20 protein-coding genes are annotated in these 21,957 nt (G+C 33.1%); 10 read left to right on the forward strand and 10 right to left on the reverse strand.

Features of this window, described 5'->3' with window-relative positions; genetic code table 11:
* Positions 1 to 2 precede the first annotated feature (2 nt).
* Both IJL02_RS07410 and IJL02_RS07415 read left to right on the forward strand, forming a co-directional pair.
* Positions 3 to 851, forward strand: a complete 849-nt coding sequence (locus IJL02_RS07410; protein ID WP_292814181.1) for a shikimate dehydrogenase — start codon at positions 3 to 5, stop codon at positions 849 to 851.
* Position 852: 1 nt separating this feature from the next.
* Complete coding sequence (locus IJL02_RS07415) at positions 853 to 1,542, forward strand: ATPase (RefSeq protein WP_292814184.1); 690 nt, start codon at positions 853 to 855, stop codon at positions 1,540 to 1,542.
* On the opposite strand, the gene IJL02_RS07420 is transcribed toward IJL02_RS07415, so the two are convergent.
* Positions 1,525 to 3,030, reverse strand: coding sequence for a replication factor C large subunit (locus tag IJL02_RS07420; RefSeq protein ID WP_292814187.1), 1,506 nt, complete (start codon positions 3,028 to 3,030; stop codon positions 1,525 to 1,527). The two genes, IJL02_RS07415 and IJL02_RS07420, sit on opposite strands and share 18 nt — an antisense overlap.
* A 9-nt stretch (positions 3,031 to 3,039) precedes the next feature.
* A complete protein-coding gene (locus IJL02_RS07425) occupies positions 3,040 to 3,987 on the reverse strand; it encodes a replication factor C small subunit (RefSeq protein ID WP_292814190.1) in 948 nt (315 codons plus the stop codon).
* 138 nt (positions 3,988 to 4,125) lie between these two features.
* Here IJL02_RS07425 and IJL02_RS07430 point away from each other — a divergent pair, with 138 nt between their 5' ends.
* From IJL02_RS07430 to IJL02_RS07445, 4 genes are all read left to right on the forward strand, one after another.
* Positions 4,126 to 5,085 carry a zinc metalloprotease HtpX gene (locus IJL02_RS07430; RefSeq protein WP_292814193.1) on the forward strand — a complete coding sequence of 320 codons (960 nt, stop codon included), beginning with the start codon at positions 4,126 to 4,128 and terminating at the stop codon, positions 5,083 to 5,085.
* 9 nt (positions 5,086 to 5,094) lie between these two features.
* Positions 5,095 to 5,826 carry a tRNA (adenine-N1)-methyltransferase gene (locus IJL02_RS07435; protein WP_292814196.1) on the forward strand — a complete coding sequence of 244 codons (732 nt, stop codon included), beginning with the start codon at positions 5,095 to 5,097 and terminating at the stop codon, positions 5,824 to 5,826.
* Between the two features lie 149 nt (positions 5,827 to 5,975).
* The gene (locus IJL02_RS07440) at positions 5,976 to 7,019 is read left to right on the forward strand and encodes an acyltransferase (RefSeq protein WP_292814200.1); all 1,044 of its coding nucleotides are present in this window, start codon (positions 5,976 to 5,978) and stop codon (positions 7,017 to 7,019) included.
* 116 nt (positions 7,020 to 7,135) lie between these two features.
* Positions 7,136 to 7,732, forward strand: a complete 597-nt coding sequence (locus IJL02_RS07445; RefSeq protein ID WP_292814203.1) for an Ig-like domain-containing protein — start codon at positions 7,136 to 7,138, stop codon at positions 7,730 to 7,732.
* Between the two features lie 6 nt (positions 7,733 to 7,738).
* On the opposite strand, the gene IJL02_RS07450 is transcribed toward IJL02_RS07445, so the two are convergent.
* Positions 7,739 to 8,605, reverse strand: a complete 867-nt coding sequence (locus IJL02_RS07450) for an alpha/beta hydrolase (protein ID WP_292814206.1) — start codon at positions 8,603 to 8,605, stop codon at positions 7,739 to 7,741.
* 228 nt (positions 8,606 to 8,833) lie between these two features.
* Here IJL02_RS07450 and IJL02_RS07455 point away from each other — a divergent pair, with 228 nt between their 5' ends.
* Positions 8,834 to 10,690: a SpoIIE family protein phosphatase gene (locus IJL02_RS07455; RefSeq protein WP_292814209.1), complete on the forward strand. Its 1,857-nt coding sequence runs from the start codon at positions 8,834 to 8,836 to the stop codon at positions 10,688 to 10,690.
* A gap of 99 nt (positions 10,691 to 10,789) precedes the next feature.
* On the opposite strand, the gene leuS is transcribed toward IJL02_RS07455, so the two are convergent.
* On the reverse strand, positions 10,790 to 13,645 hold the full coding sequence (gene leuS, locus IJL02_RS07460; RefSeq protein ID WP_292814213.1) for a leucine--tRNA ligase: 2,856 nt from the start codon (positions 13,643 to 13,645) through the stop codon (positions 10,790 to 10,792).
* A 10-nt stretch (positions 13,646 to 13,655) separates the two neighbouring features.
* On the reverse strand, positions 13,656 to 14,444 hold the full coding sequence (locus IJL02_RS07465) for an NAD+ synthase (protein ID WP_292814248.1): 789 nt from the start codon (positions 14,442 to 14,444) through the stop codon (positions 13,656 to 13,658).
* Positions 14,445 to 14,508: 64 nt separating this feature from the next.
* Between IJL02_RS07465 and IJL02_RS07470 the strand changes: the two genes are divergently transcribed.
* Positions 14,509 to 14,904, forward strand: coding sequence for a nuclear transport factor 2 family protein (locus tag IJL02_RS07470; protein ID WP_292814216.1), 396 nt, complete (start codon positions 14,509 to 14,511; stop codon positions 14,902 to 14,904).
* Between the two features lie 100 nt (positions 14,905 to 15,004).
* On the opposite strand, the gene IJL02_RS07475 is transcribed toward IJL02_RS07470, so the two are convergent.
* Entirely contained in the window at positions 15,005 to 15,409 is a 405-nt protein-coding gene (locus IJL02_RS07475; protein ID WP_292814219.1) for a hypothetical protein, read from the reverse strand.
* Positions 15,410 to 15,634: 225 nt separating this feature from the next.
* On the opposite strand from IJL02_RS07475, the gene IJL02_RS07480 reads away from it, so the two are divergent.
* Together IJL02_RS07480 and IJL02_RS07485 are read left to right on the forward strand one after the other, a co-directional pair.
* Positions 15,635 to 19,390 carry a right-handed parallel beta-helix repeat-containing protein gene (locus IJL02_RS07480; RefSeq protein WP_292814222.1) on the forward strand — a complete coding sequence of 1,252 codons (3,756 nt, stop codon included), beginning with the start codon at positions 15,635 to 15,637 and terminating at the stop codon, positions 19,388 to 19,390.
* Positions 19,391 to 19,423: 33 nt separating this feature from the next.
* Complete coding sequence (locus IJL02_RS07485) at positions 19,424 to 19,675, forward strand: hypothetical protein (RefSeq protein ID WP_292814225.1); 252 nt, start codon at positions 19,424 to 19,426, stop codon at positions 19,673 to 19,675.
* A gap of 112 nt (positions 19,676 to 19,787) precedes the next feature.
* Here the strand turns inward: IJL02_RS07485 and IJL02_RS07490 are convergent, their stop codons facing one another.
* From IJL02_RS07490 to IJL02_RS07505, 4 genes are all read right to left on the reverse strand, one after another.
* Positions 19,788 to 19,997, reverse strand: coding sequence for a hypothetical protein (locus tag IJL02_RS07490; protein WP_292814228.1), 210 nt, complete (start codon positions 19,995 to 19,997; stop codon positions 19,788 to 19,790).
* A 189-nt stretch (positions 19,998 to 20,186) separates the two neighbouring features.
* Positions 20,187 to 20,624 (reverse strand): PIN domain-containing protein, encoded by a 438-nt coding sequence (locus tag IJL02_RS07495; protein ID WP_292814231.1) that lies wholly within the window; start codon positions 20,622 to 20,624, stop codon positions 20,187 to 20,189.
* Positions 20,621 to 20,854: an AbrB/MazE/SpoVT family DNA-binding domain-containing protein gene (locus IJL02_RS07500; RefSeq protein ID WP_292814234.1), complete on the reverse strand. Its 234-nt coding sequence runs from the start codon at positions 20,852 to 20,854 to the stop codon at positions 20,621 to 20,623. The genes IJL02_RS07495 and IJL02_RS07500 overlap by 4 nt, the downstream gene beginning before the upstream one ends.
* Positions 20,855 to 21,015: 161 nt before the next feature.
* The gene (locus tag IJL02_RS07505; RefSeq protein ID WP_292814237.1) at positions 21,016 to 21,501 is read right to left on the reverse strand and encodes a hypothetical protein; all 486 of its coding nucleotides are present in this window, start codon (positions 21,499 to 21,501) and stop codon (positions 21,016 to 21,018) included.
* Positions 21,502 to 21,957 lie beyond the last annotated feature (456 nt).

Below are 21,957 nucleotides of genomic sequence, written 5' to 3' on the forward strand. Positions count from 1 at the left end.
ATATGAATATTAAAGGTAGTACAAATATTGTAGGTTTGATTGGCCATCCTGTTGAACACAGTTTCTCACCACCGATGCACAATGCCGCATTTGAAAGTTTGGGTATGGATTGGGCTTATGTTGCTTTTGATGTCGAACCTGAAAATGTTTCAAGTGCAATAAATGGAGCACAGGCATTAAACATTAAAGGATTCAATGTCACTATTCCCCACAAAATTGAAGTGATGCAGCATTTAAATGAGCTTGATGATGTTGCAAGCCTTATTGGTGCTGTAAACACTATCGATTTTAATAATCTTAAAGGATATAATACTGATGGAATTGGTGCAATAAGGGCTATTGAAGAAGTAACCTCTGTTAAAGACAAAAATGTTATTGTTGCAGGTGCCGGTGGAGCATCAAGAGCTATTTCATTTTATCTTGCTAAGTTTGGTGCCAGTTCAATAACAATTCTAAACAGAAATGTCGATAAAGCTCAAAACTTGGCTAGGGATATTTCAAATTCAGGTTTGATAAGTGATGTCAAATCAGATTCAATTTCTCAAATCAACACTTACTTAAAAGATGCAGATATTCTGGTCGACACTACTCCTCTGGGAATGGATCCTCACATTGACGATGAACCGATTGCAAAAGCTGAGAATATGCATGGGGATTTGGTTGTATTTGATGCGGTTTACAATCCTAATGAAACCGTACTTCTAAAAGAGGCCATCAAAGCAGGTGCAGAACCTGTTTATGGAATTAAGATGTTACTCTATCAGGGAGCAGAGAGCTTTAAAATCTGGACCGGTATGGATGCGCCTATTGATGTAATGGAAGATGCACTTAATAGACATTTGGGAAGATAATATGGATTTAATGTTTGATATATCTGGTTTAACTGAAGATTCAGAAGAGTTTACAACATCCAAAAAGGATGTATTGAAATTTCTAAAAATAATTGGTGTTGACACTCGTTTCATTTCATATACTCCTCAAAAAATCTATATTAACAACCTGAGATTTTCAAAGTTTTCAAGAACCCGCGAAGCTACATTCAACAAGCAGTATCCGGATATTGAAGTTGTAAGAAGCAGTCTGTTTCAAAAGATATGCTCAAAATCATCAAAGCATCTCGCTTTGGAAATCAAGCCTAACTCAAAAATATTGATGCCTAAGGATAATTTTATCATTGAATTATTGCTGGAACCATACACCAGAAAATATGGTGTTAAACTGGTTTATGAGGGGAATTATGATTTGGCTGTAAATCCTGTAATTTTGGATGATGAGGTAAACAATATTTTTTCAAGCATTTTCCGGGGTGAAGGTTTAAGGTTTAGAGATAAAACCAGCGAAATCTATCCTTTAGTGAATGTGCCTTTGGAGTGGATTAATTCATTTTTAGAAATGGATGGTAGGGATACTATAGAAAATAAAAATAATGATGAACTGGCAATTGCATTTTCTCAATTTTTAGAGGATGTCGCTCCCCAATACAAAGAGAATGTTGTCAGTGCCAGCGAATATATTGAAAATAAACTAAAAACTGAAAAGTGAAACTTGCTTGTCAGTTTTCTTTTTAGGCTTTTCCTCTTCAACAGTTTTTTCTTCAATTATTTCCTCTTCAGGGATTTCTTTTTGATTTGATTCTTCTTCAATTGTTTCCTCTTCAACGTTACTGATTCCAGGAATTTCAAATGGAAGTTCCTCATCTTCTTGGTTTACTTCTTCACTAACTGATTCCATCATTTGTTTTTGAAGTTCTTCAAATCTTCTGTCACGTTCTTCAACTCTCATTTGAGCTTTCTGCTTTTCCATTTTAGTGACAACTTTTTTAGGAATCTTTTTGGATCTGAAACGTTTAATTTCATTTTCTTCAAGATCCAGGAAGTCTGAAATTTCCCATGCAAGCTCATCATTTTTAAACATTATCTCCAAATATGGAAACATTGAAATCGCTATTGAATGTGAAATATGCATTTTTCCAGACATTTTCTCGGCAATTCCATCTCTTAGGTTTCTTTTGCCTCTGTTACGGCCCATCAGTGTAAAAATGGTTGGGGTCTGAATCTTTGTGAATTTTTTATAGGTTTCCTTTTTGGAGGAACTTACTCCGATTCCCATAAAGTCACTTGCATATCTCCAGTAACCGTAATTTCTGCTGCTTTGGGCTCTTCCAAAGTACAAATCGGCTTTCGCAATGTTTTCATAAGCCTTTTTGATTTCACTTTTTTTGGTGTATTCTCTAGGAATATTTTCTGCTATGTACTCCATCACCAAAGTAGGGTCTTCATCCACTCTCAGGGCTTCCCTTACATGCTGAGGATTTTTACTTTTTAAAACACCGGTTATTGCATTGAAAATATCTGATCTGTCATCTTTAGTTCTTAAATCTTCGACAGCCTTCGGTTCTAGTATTTCATCTTTATCAGCTAATGCCTGAAAAGTATTTATTGCAGAACGCATGTCACCATTTGATTTTTTAGCAATCAGGTCCAAGGCCTTCGGATTAGCTTTAATTTCTTCTTTTTCAGCTATCTCTTTCAGGGCTTTTCTTATACTTGGGCTTCTCACTTTAGCCATTTTAATAACGGTACATTTAGGCTTTATTGACTGAAGACGTTTTGAGTAAAAGTCATTGGCAATTAAAATCATAGGATGTTTGGAGTTTTTAATTATATCTCCAATAGCTTTGACTCCCCCACGGTCATTGGTACCGTGAATTCCGTCAACTTCATCCATAATAATCAGTTTATAGTCATCTCCAAACAGTGACCTTGATGATGAGGACTCTCCAATTGTACTTTTAATGACGTCCTGTGAACGTTTATCACTTGCGTTAAGCTCAATGTATTCGGAAAACTCTTTAGCAATTACCTGTGCAAGGGTGGTTTTTCCAATTCCTGGAGGTCCAACTAAAAGCAGGGGTTGCTGGGGATTGCCTTTCTTCCAATTTCCAACCCAATCCTGGATTATTTTTTTCTCTTTATTGTTACCAACTACTTCATCTAATGTTTGCGGTCGGTATTTGTCAGTCCATAACATTTCTATACCTTAAATGAATTTGGTTAGCAGAGCTTCAAGTTGGATTCTTGGATTTGCTCCTTCCCTTATTCTAAAATCACAATCGGCTATTGAATTAATTAAATCAATGTAAAAGTCAGGTTCCATTTTGCCTTCAACGACTCTTTTGGAAACTTCCTGATAAATTTGAGTAACCATATCCTCTCCGCTGGTTCCCTGAAGTACCATGGTTTCTCTTAAGATGGTTCTGGCACCTAAAAAGTCACCTATCAATGCTTTATTAATCATATTTCCAATTTCCTGCGGTTTTGCTTTGGATACTACTTCATAAACAGAATCCTCAGTAATTGTTTCCCCTTCAGAGGCTGCGGCCTGCAGGACATTAACGGCCTTACGCATGTCTCCTTCGGCAAAATAAACTATTGTTTCAAGACCTTTGTCATCTGCTTCAAATCCTTCGGCATCACAGATAAACTGCAGTCTTTCTTTAATTTCTTCACCTTTTATTGGAGCGAATCTGAATATTGCGCATCTTGATTGGATCGGGTCGATAATTTTTGATGAGTAATTACATGAAAGTATAAATGAAGCGGTTTTTGTATACATTTCCATTTCACGTCTTAAAGCGTGTTGAGCGTCTTTAGTCATGTTGTCTACTTCATCCAAAAAGATTATTCTAAATGGAGCGCCGACAGGTTTGAGTCTGCAGAAATTTTTAATCTGGTTTCTTACAGTTTCGATTCCTCTTGCATCGGATGCATTTAACTCCAGGAAGTTTTGTCTCCAGTATTCTCCTAAGATGGATTTTACTAAAGCTAAGGCTGTGGTTGTTTTACCGACACCTGCAGGACCTGTAAACATTAAGTTAGGCATGCTTCCTTCGCCTACATATTTTTCAAGTCTGTTAATGATTTGCTTTTGTCCTACAATGTCTTCTAATTTTTGTGGTCTATATTTTTCTACCCATGGTCCGCTCATTTAATCACCATTTTGTTACTGTAAAATGTTATGTTTTAGGTTAATAATTAACTTTTGGTTAATGTTTTTATATGGGAAATTAGTATATATAATTTAATTGAGACAGCATTTGAAAAGTAATATTTTAAGGTGTTAAAAATGAGAGGCACATGGAAACTCAGATTAAGAATGATACTTACCTATATGGTAATGTTTTCTATCGTATATTTCCTGGTTCTGCTTGTAGGGTGGTATTTGGGAATTAAAAGTTGGTTATTGTATGGATGTATGAGTGTTTTAATTGTATTTTTACAATATTGGTTCGGACCTTCTATAGTAAAACGTTCAATGAATGTAAGACCTTTATCCGAAGCGGAAGCACCTCATATTCATAAAATGGTGGCAGAACTTGCACAGGAAGCCGGTGTTCCTAAACCCGAAATCGGTCTGTCAGAAATTAATATTCCTAATGCGTTTGCATATGGGAGATCATCTAAAAGCGGACACATTGCAATTACTCGTCCTATTTTAGGCTTACTTGACTATGATGAGTTAAGAGCAGTTTTAGGTCATGAGATGGGTCATATCAAACATAATGACATGGCCGTAACTGCAGCCGTTAGTGTAATTCCAATGATTTGTTATTATGTTGCCTTGTCATTCATGTTTTCAGGAGACGCTAGGAACGGTAGCGTAATTATAGTCGGAATTGTAGGTTACTTTTTCTACTTAATCGGACAATTGCTGGTATTGTTTATTTCAAGGACAAGGGAATATTATGCCGATGAGGCGAGTGTTGAGTTCGGAAATCGTCCTGCTTCTTTAGTATCCGCTTTATATAAACTTTCTTATGGAGCAGCAAAATGCAGCAAGGAAACAATTGATGAGGTAAATACAAACAGGGCTTTCTTTGTAAATGATGTAAATAATGCAAAGAATGATATAATTGATTTCAAGCAAATAGACTTTGACGGCGATGGAAAAATTTCCGATGAAGAGTTAAGAAGACTTGCAAATTCAGAAGTTAAAATCTCCACCAAAAACGGGATTATGGAATTGCTGTCCACTCACCCTGATTCATTGAAAAGAGTAAAAAGATTGGCGGAACTTGAAAATTAGGTGTTAAAAATGAAAATGATTTTAGATGAACGTGGTAAAAAGTATATTTTAAAGTCCGGTGAGGAATTTCAAAGTGATTTGGGAATTGTTAAAGCAGACGTTTTGGAGAATGCGGAAGTCGGAGATGAAATTAAAAGTCATCTCGACCACACATTTAAAATCGTAAAACCTAACATCAATGATTTTATAGATTTGATGGAGAGAAGATGTTCCATTCTATTAAAAAAGGACATAGGTTATGTATTGGCACATACCGGTTTGGGTGCAGGCTCACGGGTAGTTGATGCCGGAACCGGTGCCGGAGCTATTGCCTTAAACTTTGGAAATGTTGTCGGTCCCGAAGGCAGGGTATTTACATATGAAATACGCGAGGATTTTGCCCAGGTTGCAAAGAAAAACATAGAAAACTTCGGAATTGAAAATATCGAAGTTAAAAATCAGAATATCAAGGATGGAATCGATGAGGATGACATCGATTTGGTCTTTCTGGATTTGCCAAAACCTTTTGAAATATTTGAAGACGTTTTGGAATCTTTAAACGTTGGGGGATGGCTTGCAGTTTATGCTCCTTACATCGATCAGGCCAAATTGTCTCACCGTATAGCGAAAAAAGTCGGATTTTATGATATTGATATCATTGAAATTTTTGAGAGGGGATTGGAAATCCGCCAACATGGAATAAGGCCTAAAACACGTATGGTTGGCCATAGCGGTTATTTGTTGTTTGCAAGAAAATTGTAACTAAAATAATTTGTGTATTTGTAAGATTTTACAACATATTATCTTAGAATTGCACGGATTTCAAAGCAATATAATTTGTATTTAACTAAACTATTTAATTATAATGAAAACTATATATTATTGTATCAAATTTTATTTGGAGAAAATATATGGGTAAAACTAGGATTGAATGGATTGACCTTGTTCGCGCAATAGCTATTCTGACAGTATTATACATTCATGCTACTGATGGGATATACATCATATCTTCAGATGCGATAACTAACTATACTATTTATTCAAGGATTTTTAATTTCGCATCTCTTTTTATTGGCCGTATCGGGGTTCCGTTCTTTTTGATGATTACTGGTTATCTGTTGCTGGATAGGCATTATGATGATGAGAAAACTCAGAAGTTTTGGAGTAAAAATTGTAAAGGTCTGATTATTGTTACAGTACTTTGGGCGATAATTTATGTTATCAGCTTGCAGTTTATTACTATTGGAAGTGCCCAGGTAAACTTTGCAGAGGCAGGAAATCTGTTCTACTCTCACATGTGGTATATGCCGATGATTATCGGAATGTATCTTTCCATGCCGTTTGTTGCAAGTGCCTTAAAACACTTTGATGTTCGTACAATTTATCAGGCAAGTATTGTATTTACTCTTTTGGCATTCCTGCTGCCGTTCGTCACACTTATCTGTGATATGCATGGAATTTCCGGTGTAACTATTCAATATTGCCTTGGTTTTAGCGGAGGAATCTATGGAATTTATATTATATTGGGATATCTTGTTAAAAAAGGTAACTTTAAACATATTTCAAGCTATAAACTGGCGTTACTTGCTATAGTTTCCTTTTTAATTTGTGTCGGATTCCAATATTATGCATTCGTAATAGGTTATGATTTCTTCTTATGGTATGAATTCCCATTCATTTTATTGGGATCATTTTCACTATTTGAATTATGTTCAAGAAAGGAAAAAGTCAGATTTTACAGTTGTGTTAAAGTATTGTCCAAATATTCATTTGCGGTATTTTTAATACACAACTTGTTTAGATTACCTTTACTTCCGTTTATTGTTCAATTACCAGTCACAGAACCGGTTAAAGCTATAATTCTTTGGATTTTATTGGTAATATTAAGTTTCACTGCTGCAGCTATTATTTATAGAATTCCAAGATTCGGAAAATACATTTTATACATGAGATAATTATTTGATTATCTCCTTATTTTTTTTAAATTTCGGACTATATTTTCAAAAATGTGTAATAATTATTTATGATGAAGTTTAAACTTAAATTGATAAAGAATTTTGCAGGTGCAATCATGAATAGAAATGCTATTATAATTATTTTAATAGTTTTAATTATTGCTGTTTGGGGCGTTCTTGCATTTACACATTTTGGAACCGGTCAACAGGGTACCGAAATAACCTTTTTAAGCAATAGCACTATAAAAAATGGCGATAATGTAGAATTTGAACTTAAAGATGTGCAGGGAAATCCTATTTCCGGCGAACAGTTAACCATTTTATATGATGACGGCAACAAAACAGAAAACTATTCTGTTGTTACGGATGGTAATGGTAAAGGATATCTGACATTATCTAATGAAGATCCTGGTAATCACAGTGTAATCGTAAAATACGATGGAAATGATAAATATGGACCATGCAGTGCTAATACTGTAATAACTATTGAAGATGACACACCTGAAGAGACTACAACATCTCAAAGTAGTTATTCTACCCAGTCAACATCCCAATCTTCCTCATCCAGTTCATCCGGGGATTCAGTCCACTATGATGAAAAATACAATGTTTATTATAATGACCAGGGTGTTGTTGTAAGTGGGTCAAATAAGGGTTCTTCAGTTGAGTCTGTAAGAAGCAGTGCCAGTGACCATGCAAAAGATTTTGAATAGTTGGAGTTATTTCTCTAACAATTCTTTTTCTATTTGTCTAAATGCTTTTTTTGCCTCTGGAATGGGGAATAACGGATAAATATGGAATTGGTCTTTGCCTGTGATTAATTTTACATTTACGTTGCTTTTTTTAAGTTTTTCTACATATTTTACAATGTCTTTATAAAATATTTCATCAGTTCCGGCAAATATCAGTGTTTTTGCAAGTCCGTCATTGTCTCCAAAAATCGGACTGACTCTGTAATCTTTGGTATCCAGATTTCCGGCCCAGCTTTTTCCAATTTCTTTTAAACCGATTTCACCTAAAATAGGATCATTTTCACTGTCAAATGGAGTGTTGCCCATTGAAATATCTACCCATGGTGAAAATACTATAATGTGGTCTGGTTGAGCTAAATCAGTTGTTTTTAGGTATTGTGCAAATGACAATACAAATCCTCCGCCTGCTGAGTCACCCATTAATGTGATGTTTTTATTGCCTTCAAGTGCATGTTCGTATAATTGCGTGATGGCCTCAAAAGTTTCTTGCCATTTATGCAAAGGAGCGAGTCCGTAAACAGGTGCAAGTACAAATGCATCTAATTTTCGTGATAGCTTCATGCAATATAAATGGTGTTGATAGTTAATTTCGTTTACATATGCTCCGCCATGTATGTATAGTACAATGTTTTTTGATTTTTCACTATTTCCATAGGTGAAAACCTGCATTCCATTAAAATCAAAACTTCTGAAAATGCTTTTTATGGATTTATTCGGCTGATGTGATTTTTTGGATAAAAATTCATCAACTTCCTCTTTGGAGTCCATATATTTCGGTTTTGTAAATTTCAAAATTAACTTGGCAATTCTTGAAATAACTGAAGGGTTTGTCATACTATCTGAATTTTATTGATTTTCTTTTTGAATGAAAATAGTTTGTAAATAATAGTATTTATATTGTTTTTTTGTCCGTACAATCAACATTTTGCATTCAAAAATGTAAAATTATTCTAAAAAGTTAATATAGTTGTTTTTAAAGAGTATTATTATAATGCTAATGATTATTTTCTGAGGGAAATGATGAAATCAAAACTAAAAAAAATATTTATACCGTTTATTTTAATGTTAATTTTTAATTTAGGTGTGTATTACTTAGGCATTGGAAAAAGTTTTGGTTTAGGTTATTCACCTCATGTGGGAGTTTTATTAATTTCCGGATTATTATTAGGGCCTTATGGAGCTATTGGTTCTGTATTTGGAAATTTTTTATGTGATTTAATTAGGGGATACGGTTTAATAGTTGCGGTTCCTTCAGCAATTATCGGATTTGGAATTTCTTATTTGGCCTATAAGTTATGGTATGAAAAAATAATGAATATTCCCATTACAAAACCCAGATTAAATGATACTTCCCATATCCTATTGTTTTTTGCAATAATACTCATATGTTCAACATTATATGCAGTTATGCATCAGAAGCTAATTTATTTAACAATTCCAAATATTGCTGATATAACTGATGCTATTGGTATGGGATATTTCTTAAACTTTATAAATTCATCTTTTATTTTTGGAATTATTGGAATATGGCTTTCAAAAAAGTTTAATTTTTATCATGTTCCTGAAAAATCAAAAAAAAAATTAAATAAGAAGTTATATTCTGTTTTGGGGTGGGTGTTGATTGTTTCAACTTTGGTTGTTCTCATCACTGGTTATACTTTTAAATTGGATAGCATTATTGTACTTGCAGAGTTGATATTCCTCATTGTGCTGTTATTTGCATATTTGACAAAACCATTCACGTCAGATATTTTAGAGATATCTTCTAATTCAATCCCCGAATCAGTTATGCAGAGATTTTTTATAATGATTTTGATTTTAGCCATTTTTGGGTTTATAATATCATCTGATGAAGTATTAATTGCTGTTGTGGACTATTATGTTCCTTTGGAGTTGGAAGATATTGCAATATCAATGCTGTTAATAATTGACGTTGTCTTATTGATATTTTTAATTCCATCTCTTTCGGTTTTAAGATACATTGAAAATAGGGTAATCAATCCCCTAACTTCATTTTCCCAGATTGAAAATTTTATTCATGAAAATCAAAAAATCGAAACGGAAGGTCTATTGGACATTTACTCTCCCTATATGGAAGATGATGATGAAATAGGAACTCTTGCTCGAAGTTACACTAATTTAATCAATCACAATAATAGTTATATTGAAAATATTCGCGAAATTGAAGGTGAAAAGGAGCGTATCAAGGCAGAACTTGATATAGCCACAAGAATTCAACAGGCTAATCTTCCGACCGAAGCCATTGATAAAAAACAGTTTAAGGTTAATGGATATTCTCGTCCTGCAAAAGAAGTCGGTGGAGACTTTTTTGACTATTATAAGTTAGATGAAGATAATTTGGCTCTTGTAATTGGTGATGCTTCAGGTAAAGGTGTTCCTGCAGCACTTCTGGCAACAATTACTCAGGTTATTATAAAACAACTGCTTCGCCACGAAAAGGATCCGTCTAAAGTATTGTTTGAATTAAATAATCAGATATGTGAGAATAATTCTGAGGTAATGTTTATCACATTATGGCTTGGAATCTATAATAAGGCCACACATACATTAACATTTTCAAATGCGGGCCATAATCCTCCATTAATTAAACACAATAATAAATTTGAATATTTAATGGTTGATGAAGGTATTGTATTGGGAATCTTGGAAGATTTTGAGTTTAAAAAGGATGAAATTAAATTGAAGGATGCTGTAGTGGTTTATACTGACGGAATAACTGATGCAAATAATAAAAACGATGAAATGTTTGGTGAAGAAAGGCTTATAAATTTCTTCAATAATTTTAAAAGTGATTCTGACCCTATATTGCCGTTGCTAGATGATATTAATGATTATATTGGGGATTGTGAACAGTTTGATGATATGACATTATTGTATCTAAAAATTAAAGATGATTAGGGCTGTTTTTTAAATTTCTGTGCAATCTCTGGTTTAAAAGAAGTCTTCGTATTCATGCACAATTAATATAAAAAAAGTAAAATAATGGAATAAACTTAATTATTCCATGAAAATAGCCGGTTTATACGGCATTGCATTTCTTGCCTTATTCTGTGGGTCGTATGAATCATCGGTGTGGATAATGATTTCTTCACCAACCTCTTCGGTAATGTAGTCGAAAGCGTCATTTAAGATTTCTTCTTCGTTGATTTTACCGATATATTTGGTTTTAGTCATCTCACGACTAATCTTTTTAGCTACTGCAGCAATTTCCTTTTTGTCATCATAGATATTTGCTCCAACAGCTCTTCCCATAATCTGACCGATATCAGGTTTTCCGACTTCATCAGCTATTTTATATAAATCCCATTTCCAGTCAGGAGCAAGGTAAACATGTACTTTTGAAACGTCTCCTTTAACCATCTTTTTGATATGTGTGATATCTTTGATGATATTTTGCACAAACTCTTCTGATTTTTCAATTTCCACGCTCACTGAGTTTGGATCATATTCCGGCCATGCTGCTTCACTTACAAATCCTTCTCCACCGTATTTTGCCCATAACTCCTCTGAAGTATGTGGTGTAAATGGTGCAAGAAGTTTTATCCAGGCTTCGAGGACGGTTGACAGGACATAGACAATTGCAGGGTCCTGTGAGTCAATTAAATGTTTTACTCTGTATAAGTAATGGTCCACATCTTTTTTAAGCAGGAATAAGGATTCTTGTAGTGCTTGTCTTGTTTGGAAAACTTCTAAAGCTTCTGTTGATTTTTTAATATGCTGATTGAGCTGACTTATCATCCATAAGTCAATGGTACGTGTCAATTCAACCTTTTCAATATTGCTTAAATCCAGCTTGGATCCTTTCATTTCTTCAATTTTCGCTGCAAATTCCCTAAACCATTCGAGTCTTCTTTTGGTTCCAAGAACCTCTTTTTCTCTCCAGTCAAAGTCTTGCCATGGCTCAGCAGATGCCATCAGGAAAAGCCTTACCACATCTGCGGTATAGTCATTGATTGCATCTTTTAGAAGAATTACATTTCCTTTTGATGAGGACATTTTGTTTCCTTCCAAAAGACCCATTCCAAACACGACAGTTCCTTTAGGCCATTTTTCTTCAGGATAGATAGCACTGTGGGTAAACATTAAAAAGCTTAAGTGGTTACCTACCAAATCTTTTGCAGATAATCTCCAATCAAGAGGATACCAATAGTTAAACTCATCTTGGATTTGTGAAACTTTATCTTCCGGAACGCTGATGTCTCCGGAGTCCTTGTCAAGTAAAACTTTATCAAAGAATGCAGGGGTTAAATCATCAGGGTCCATATCTCTTAAGTATTTGGCAATTGTATAATAGGACATGTAAATTGTAGAGTCGGTTAACGGTTCAATTAACCATTGGTTATCCCAAGGAAGTCTTGTTCCAAGTCCCACTTTTCTAGAACATGCCCAGTCATCCAACCAGTTAATGTAATATTCAAAGTTACTTTTCAGCTCTTTTGGAATGATTGTTTCGCCTTCAAGAACTTTTAAGGTCTTTTCGGTCCATTCTTCGTTTCCATATTTCATGAACCATTGGTTGTCCATGATTTTAACAACACAGTTGTTTCCGCATCTGCATACAACCGGTCTTTCAGCGAAGTCATACATTATTGTTGCCATATTGTCGTTGATTAACTGTTCTTTAAGTTGTTCACGAGCAAAACGAACTTTCATTCCGCCAAAACCAGGAATTGATTCTATAATGGTTCCTTTACTGTGCTGAGCTTTGTATAATTCATTTGTAGCTTCATGTAGCTTTTCATCGTTTTGGTCTGTAATTCCAAGTCTTTCGATAATGTCTGCAGCCGGAATTTCTCCGTATCCTTTAAGGGTACATACAGGAATTGGAACTACATTTTCAATAATTCCGTCTAAATTGTATTTGGATATTAATTCTTCGTTATTTTTTAAATCCTGAAGTGCAATGTAGTCTGCAGGAGCATCTGCAGGTTCAGAAAATACTACTCCACTACCGTATGATGCGCTAACAAAGCTTGCTGGGAAAATTGGCAATTCATCTCCTGTAAATGGATTGGTTGCCATTTTTCCGATTAAATCATTAGGGTCAATTTCAGATATGATTTCTAAATTTTTGATTTGGTGTTGTAAATTATAGTGAGCTTCTTTTGTTATAACCCAGTTTTCACCTTCAGCATCAACTAAAACGTAATCCACATCAGGGTTTAACCAGATATTTGTTGCACCAACGATTGTTTCAGGCCTTAAGGTTGCTGTGACCAATATTTTGTCATCTATTTTGAATTTTAAAAGTGTGAGTTCATTGACTCCCACTCCTTCACCTTCAAGTAAATCGTGGTCTCCTACAGGGTTATCACAGTTTGGACAGTATTTAACTGGGTGTTCACCTTTGGCAACTAATCCTTTGTCGTGTAGAGTTGTAATTTGCCATTCGATGAATTTTTTATATGTTGGATCGATTGTTCTGAATTCACGTCTCCAATCGATGGAATAACCCATATCTTCCATTACTTCATGATATTCTGTTGAAAAGTACTTGACGATAAATTCGGGGTCTTCCAATTTAGGTAAGGTTTCTTTTGGAACTCCGTGAACTCTTTCATATAAATCAAGTGTCCATGGATCTTTTCTTTTAATTCTGTCTGCTATTCCAATAACAGGGGCGCCGGTTACGTGCCATGCCATTGGGAATAATACGTTGTAACCTTCCATTCTTTTAAATCTTGCATAAACATCAGGAACGGTGTATGTACGTCCGTGACCTATATGCATAGCTCCACTAGGGTATGGAAAAGCTACTGTAAGGAATAATTTTTCCCTTTCATCAGGGTTTGATTCAAATAGTTTTGCATCAGCCCATTTTTTTTGCCATTTTTTCTCTATATTTTCACTCACCAAATCACCATTATAAGATTGTTTTTTGAGGAATTTCAGGAACTTTACTTTTGTGTTCGCTCCTTTTTATTTTTCCAATAATCATATCAACATCATCTGCTGAAATGCTTAACTTTTCAGCTATTTCAGTATTTTTCATATCTTTTTCAGTGTAAAGATAAAGAATTTGATCAAGCAAATCATAAGACATTCCGATTTCCGCTTCATCAGTCTGGTTTTCCCAGAGTCCTGCACGAGGCGGTTTTTTGATGATTTCAGGAGGAATATCCAAATGTTCACTTAACATATAAACTTCAGTTTTGTACAAATCTCCAATTGGCTCCATATCACATGCACCATCCCCATGTTTTGTAAAATAACCAATCAGGATTTCGCTTCTATTTCCGGTTCCGCTAACCAGGTAGTTTTTCTGATTTGCATAATAATAAATGATTGACATTCTGATTCTGGCTTTAAGGTTTCCAATAGCTAAATCATTTTCTTCAAGATTTGTCATCATTAAAAATTCATTTAAAATGCTGTCAATAGCTATTTCAGTATAATCGATGCCAAGAATCTTTGCTATTTCAATTCCATGAATTTTATCTTCAGTCGGTGTTGTAGCGGATGGCATTATAATTCCAAACACGTTTTTTTTTCCAACGGCTTTGCAAGCTAAATAGGCTATAAGTGTTGAATCGATTCCTCCACTCAAACCTACAACAATTCCATCAGTTTTTGATTCGTTAACTTTTGATTTCATGAATTCAGTGATGTCTGATTCTGTTTTTTCTAAGTCAATTTTTGGAATTTCACTAATGATTTCACCAACATAATCATTCATACAATAACTAATATGTATTTATTAATTTATATATTATATTATGTCTGATGTAGAAATCGTTTGCGAAAAATCATTTTCAAGTGTTGATAATGTGATAATTAATAGGTTTGTTGAGTTTCAGCAGGCACTAATTGATAAAAATGAAGACAAATTGAATGAAATTATTTTGGATGACTATGAATTGGTTCACATGTCCGGCAAAAAACAATCAAAATCAGAGTTCATTGGTGAAGTAATGGATGGGACTTTAAATTATTTTAAATCTGAAATTTCAGAGCCCACTATACTTTGGGATGATGATGAAAACGCTTCCATGATAGCTGACGTAACCTTAACAGCTAAAGTATATGGTATCAATGGAAAATGGACTTTAAATACGGTTGCCAGCTTTGTAAAAATTAATGATACATGGTATTTTGGAAAGTGGGATAATTAGTCATTTCAAATTCATTGAAAATTAAAAAAAGTTAATTTGTTAGGTAAAATCAATCACCTAACGCATTTTTAAAATTAATATATTTTTGGCTTTATGTTGTCTATTTGCTTATTACTTCAGCAATTACTTTTTCATCAGGAGCGTCAATTTGTACGAACTGATTGTTATTTGAGTATACAAAAATGAAGCGTCCGTCTTTTTCTTGGTAAAGACATGGAGTATCTGAAATATTTTTCATTACTGAACCGCCACTTGGGGTTAAAGTAATTTCTTTTTCAGGTAAAAAGGTATCTACAGTAATGTTTTTGTCACCATTCACCATTACAACACGGTTATATGTACAGTCGACATCAAAAAATTTAGTTGTTTGATTAACAACACTTAGTGAGTCGTCAAGTTTATATCCGTCTGGTATATTAATATTACTTTCAGCAACTACCATTCCGATTGAGGCAATAACTGCAGCCAATATTAAACATGTTAATAATATTTTTTTATTATTCATATTTTCACCAATTTTAACAATAATTATATTGTCATTTAATTAGTTGTTAAGAATGTATTAAATGGTTTAGGTTTTATTGGCTTTTTGAATGAGACTAATGTATATGATTCAGTTTTTGATGCTCAACGAAGTTGCTTGTCTAGTCGAAAATCATATAGTAAATTCTCATGAGGAATCTTGTTTATTTAAATATTATTTTAAATAAACTTTAAATTAGGTGAGATTATGGGATTTTTGGATAGAATTTTCAAAAAATCTAATTCAGATAAAGAAGAGGTAAAAAACAGTAAAGATAGTTCTCATGATGTTTCAATTAAAAAAGAACCGGTTATATTGGATTTTAGTGAACTTGACAATTTAATCCATTCAAAACGTGAAATTAATATAAATTCTGACATTTTTTTGAGCAATTTTGAGTTAAACAGGTTTTCAGAAGGAATTTTAATCGATGTCGACGGTATCGTAATCGACGGAAACAACAATTCCATATCTTCAGGCCATAAATCCCGTATTTTCAACATCACCGCTAAAAACGTTATCATAAAAAACCTTAATTTTAATAATGCAATGCACGCTGAATTGGGTGCAGCAATTTATGTTCAAAAGGGTGCTTCATGCATAATTGAAAACTGTAGCTTTAAAAATAATGTCGCATATACTGGTGGAGCTATTTTAAATTTAGGAAATCTTTTGATTAAAGGCTCCAAATTCAATTCCAATACTTCTGAGTTTTCCGGTGGAGCCATTACCAATATGGCTGAATTAAATATTGAGGACTCTCAGTTTGGTTCAAATAAGTCTATGGGTGGTGGAGCCATCCAAAACCATTATGATGCAATCTTAAAAGTTTCAGACTCGGAATTTTCATTTAATAAAGGCGATCAGGGCGGAGCAATTTTCACTTTATCTAAATTTGAAGTCACTAAAACAAGATTCAATGCTAATGATGCAAAGTATGGTGGAGGAGCAATAAATTCGTCTGAAAAATCTTCATCATTGATTATTGACTGTAAATTTACAGAACATGAAGCTATGGACGGCGGAGCAATTCTGAATATGAATGAAACCACTATTCGCAGTTGCAAATTCGAGGAAAATCACTCCCTAATCGGTGGGGGCTGTGTTCATAATTTAAATATTCTAAATGTTGAGGATTGTGAATTCCTATCTAACAAATCTGATACTGATGCAGGTGCAATTTATAATAATAACGGTGCAAATTTAAATTTAAAGAATTCTAAATTTCTTTATAATTCTGCAGTTAAACAGGGTGGAGCTTTAATTTTATTGGATTCCACATCAGATATTTCAAATATCGAATTCAAATTCAATGGTGCAAATCTTGGAGGGGCTGTATTAAATTTCGGTAAAACAAAAATTCATGATTCATTGTTTGAGGCCAACAATGCCGGCAGCGGTTCGGGCATTAATAATCATGGTTCGGCTGCATTGGAAATTTCTAAAACGGAATTTATTAAAAATTCTTTAAAATCCAATGGGGATGTAATTACCAATGATTCGGATATTAAATTTATGAACTGTAAATTTTCACAAAATGAAACAGAATCTGTTATTATTTCAAATCAAAACACTATGCTTTGTGTCGATTCTGTTTTTGAAGATAATTCATCAAAATTAATCATTGATAATCAAATGGATTCCACAGTAAAGATATTGGGTGGAAAAATTATAAACAATCGTTTGGATGTATCCGCAATTTGCAATTCTGGCGATAGATGTCTTCTGGATAAAACATTATTTGAAAACAATTCTTCAAAGGAAGACAATTGCAGTGATATTTACAATAAGACTAGTTTATACATCCAAAATCCTAAATTTAAAGATTCAACAGTTACAATTTTTAACGAGGGGCATATTGATGCTTCCAGTGTTTTTTGTGATGATTTAATGCCTCATATTGATGATCATGGAACAGTAGATTGTATTCACAAAGAGCAAGTGCTTGAATTCGGTTTCTTGGAGTTGGACAATTTAATCCACCAAACTGAGGGAAAAATTATTTTAGAAAATGACATATCGATTGGAAGCCATGAGTTGTCTTTTTATGAAGGCGGAATCGATTTAGACATCGATGATTTGGTCATTGACGGACAGGGAAGGTCTATTGATGGGGCTTCAAAATCACGGATTTTCAATGTTTGTGCCAAAAACATTACCCTAAAAAATATAGTTTTTAAAAATGGGCGTTTATTTAATTATAATGAAGAAGGGTCAACTGGCGGAGGAGCAATCAAAGTTTCAAAAGGCGCTTCTCTAATAATTGAGGAATGTAAATTTGAGGGCAATGATGCCGATGATAAGGGAGGTGTTATCTTAAATAACGGAAAATTGGATGTGTTAAATTCAATATTTGAGAATAACAATTCCAAAACTTATGGTGGGGCAATATTTAACCATGATACTCTTAAATTGGAGAATTGTAAATTTAATAATAATAACTCAGAAATGGCCGGCGCCATATTCAATAACGGACAACTGTATCTTGAGGATAATCAGTTCACAGATAACAAATCAAACATTTCCCAGCCGATATTTAACAATGATTCACTTCAAACCGCTAATGACTTAAGCGATTTGGTTTATAATGTAGGTGAATTAAATAAGGTACCGGGTAATATTGAATCATTTGCATATCTGGATGCACAAATCAGACAAAACAGTGAATTGAAATTAAATTGCGATATTAAGTTTGACAATAAATCCGATTATGAACTTAGAAAAGGTATTGAAATTACAAGGGACCTAATTCTTGATGGTAATGGTCATTTTATTGATGGAGATGATTTTTCATCACTATTTTCTATAATTAATGATAAAATTAATGTTATTCTTAAAAATATTACATTTAAAAACGCATATTCTGCAACAAAATCCATTATTGTAAATAAAGCATCACTCACCTTGGAAAACTGCAAATTCATTAACAATAAAACATTTGCTGGTCTGATAAGTAATGAGAATTCTTTAAAAATCATTGGATCAACACTTTCGGCCAATTTCAGCGATAAAAATTCTTTAATAAGAAACTTTAAAGAAGTTGAAATAAATGATTCCAGTTTTATTATCAATTCTTCAAGATGTTCGGGCACTGTATTGTCGAGCGATATTCCAAAAATTGATGAGAATTTAAAATATTCATCCAAAGCATCAGTCATGAACTCTTGTTTTGACAGTAACTATTCGTTTGATTCCGGTGGCGCAATATCAAATGGAGGCTGGTCAATTTTAAATATTGAAAATACAATTTTTATTAATAATCGGGTTTATAATATTGCGGGAGCCATTCATAATAGTGGTGAATTAAAGTTAAAAGATTCTTTATTTGATAATAATCATGCAAGATATGCCGGAGCTATTAATTCAGGCCATTACGGTAACTTAAACATATCAAACACTAAATTCAGAAATAATTCATCAAAGAATGGCGGAGCTATTTACAATGGTGGTGAATTCATATTAAAAGATTCTTTATTTGAAAATAATAATGCACATGAGGGTGGTGGAGCATTATCCGCCAAGCATGCTGGTTTAATTGTGATTTCAAACACAGAATTTATTAGGAATTTTACAGAAGGCTATGGGGGGGCAATTGTCATTCAGGAAGGAGCCGATAAGTTTAGTGTTGACAGTTCAGTTAAAGGAGTCAAAGTAGCTAATTATACAAAGGTAAATATTTCTGATTCTAAATTTGAAAATAACTCTTCTAAAAATAACGGTGGAGCAGTCAATGCTCAAAATAATGTAATGCTGGAGATATCTAATAGTGAATTTATTGAAAATGAATCTGATGATTTCGGAGGAGCTGTTAGTAGTTTTGGCAGTTTAAAAGTAACAGATTCTAAATTCAGTGCAAATAAGGCCAGTAATGATGCTGGTGCTATAATAACTTCTAGTGAAGTTACAGCTGAGGGATGTGAATTTAGTGATAACAGTCCAAATGATATCAAACGGGGATTATAAGTATTATGCTAATTAACAATAAATGGTGATAAAATGGGTTTATTCGATAGATTTAAAAAGAATGAAGCAAAAGAAGAATCCAATGGGGGTTCTCTAACAGATAAACAGGATACTGCAATAAAATGGATTTTGAATTATTTGATGAGTCCAAATCCTACTTTGGTGCAGATTGACATGGCTATTGTAGGCGCGCAGATGTTATGCGATGATCCGTCTTTTACCATGCCTATTAATTTAGGTCCGGAATTAGGTTCTGTATCTGCTGTGAATTGCTTGATATGTTAAATGGCGCTAAAAAACAGTTCTTTTAATAGTTTGCTGATTGGAAGTCTATTAACTTCCAATTTTCTTTTTTAAGTAAAAAATAAATAAAATATAAAAAAATTAATAGTTTTCATTATCTTGGTAATAATGTCATTTTTCCAGGAACCAAATGAACTCCATATACCTTATTGCATTTTTTACACATAACGACCTGTTCTGTGTAGCCTTTCTCTTTTGCAAGAAGTGCACCTTCTTTAAAAGTTATGGTGGTATTGCAATTAGGGCATGTTGCTTTAGCGCCCATTAAACCGTCCATTAAATCATCGCCTCTTCCTATAAACATTTTTTCACCTCCCATCAAATTATTAAAATTTAATTCAAGATAATCTTTAAAATACCTATTTAAAATTTTTCATAATTAAAAATATACCAATCATTATTTAAATAATTGCTTTTTTTTACTTAAAAATGCGAGAATACCTCATCTTCTTAAGTTGAGGATGAATTGCAAGTTTAGGGGTACTTTCGTTTTTTACAAATAATTTAAACCAATTAAGTTGATTTCATTAAAATTTTTAAATTGTTGATCAAAGCTAACTAAATCATGAATATTTGATTCTTGCATGGTTAGGATAATGCTTGAATCAGTAAAGCTTAATTTTGTTTTCCCGCTGTTAGACCCAACAATTCTTTTGAATAGGTCAAATGTTTTTGCAGTGTAGTTAAAAATATTGTATTCATTCAATATTTCAAAGCTATCAATCATGCCATAGTATATTTCTTCAGCAGCAGCTATGTTAATTTTCCTGCCAGTTAATGTTAAGACTTCATTTAGTACATTGTTGTTGATGTGACAGTTTTGTGAGAGAACATTTTCAGTTTCTTCAAGTCTTAAGGCATTTTCATGTAACTCATCATTTGAATTGACATAAGCCAGTATAAATGAAGTGTCCAAAAACATTTTTTTCATTCGTATAAGCTCCTTTTCAATTCCACTGCATTTGTTCTTTCATCAGATTTAAAAGCTCCGCCTAAATTTTTAAAGTTTCTTTTTTTCCTGAAATTTATTTCGGGATTCCCGTTATCATTAATAGCCCATTCTACAACAGTATCATTATCAATATCATAATTTTTCCTTATTTCCTTGGGGATTGTAGTCTGATAATTACTTTGAATTTTACTTGTTGCTAATATAAGCATGTTTTCACCTTTGAAAAATATTAGTTTTACATAATATACTATATTATTTATATCTCTGATAATATAAAATTATCGGAATAAATTAGTTTATCATATTTTTAATTTATTAACAGTTATTAACTAGCAAAAAAAGAAAATGAATATTCAAAATGAATATTCAGTTATTGAAAAGCATACGGGTTTATAATCATATAAATTCCGATACCGGCTGTTATAGCAGTGCCTGAAAACAATAACAAAACTCCTAAACCTCTGTTATTGGTTTTAGTAGATGTAGCAGTGTTCTTTACTTTTAGGCCATCCTTTGTGATTTTTGGGCCTTTGATATCAAGTTTTGTAGGGTTTTTTGTTGGTTGTGCATTTGCAGTATTGTCGGCAACTTTTACAGCGTTGTCAGCAGTTACGGCGTTGTCAATCACGTTTATAGTATCGTTGTTAACTGTTTGTGCGACATCATTGTCAGTTGTGTTTGCAATTTTATTGTTAATATTATTTTCAGCGGTCATATTTGTGTCAACAGGTATGTGTTGTTGATCGATTGTTTGTATAGAGTCATGGGTTACTGTGGTGTTGTCGCTTGCGGCTACGCATGCAACACCTAATGATATTATTAATAGACATAATAATGATAAGATAATTTTTTTCATAATTAACCTCCTTAATTTTTTTTAGTGAAATTGGATTATCACTTACCATTAGCTCTATTAAAGGCCTTATATAAATTTTTTCGAATGTAAGTGCTCACTTGCATCTTAAATAAAAAATAAACATTAAATAGGTATTTATATCAAATTATGATGGAAAATATTTGAAAAAATATATTTTTGGAAAACATGGGGTATGCTTTTAACAACATATTGTATTGTGAGGAGGTTAATTATCTTAATAATGCAAGAATACCATGACTTCTGTAAAAGTCGGGGATGAATTGCAAGATGGGTATACTTATATTAAATATGATTTTTAAAGGGTATTTTCTATTTTTATCAGATTTTAGTTTGTTATTTTTGTGTATTTTGTGTTGAGTGTACTTTATTTTTTTTTCTTTTGTTGATGGATATTACTTTTCAATTGCTCTCTGTAAATCTTTATATGTTTTTTTA

Origin of the sequence: Methanobrevibacter sp. (genome assembly GCF_017427765.1) — an archaeon.
GTDB lineage: Archaea > Methanobacteriota > Methanobacteria > Methanobacteriales > Methanobacteriaceae > Methanocatella.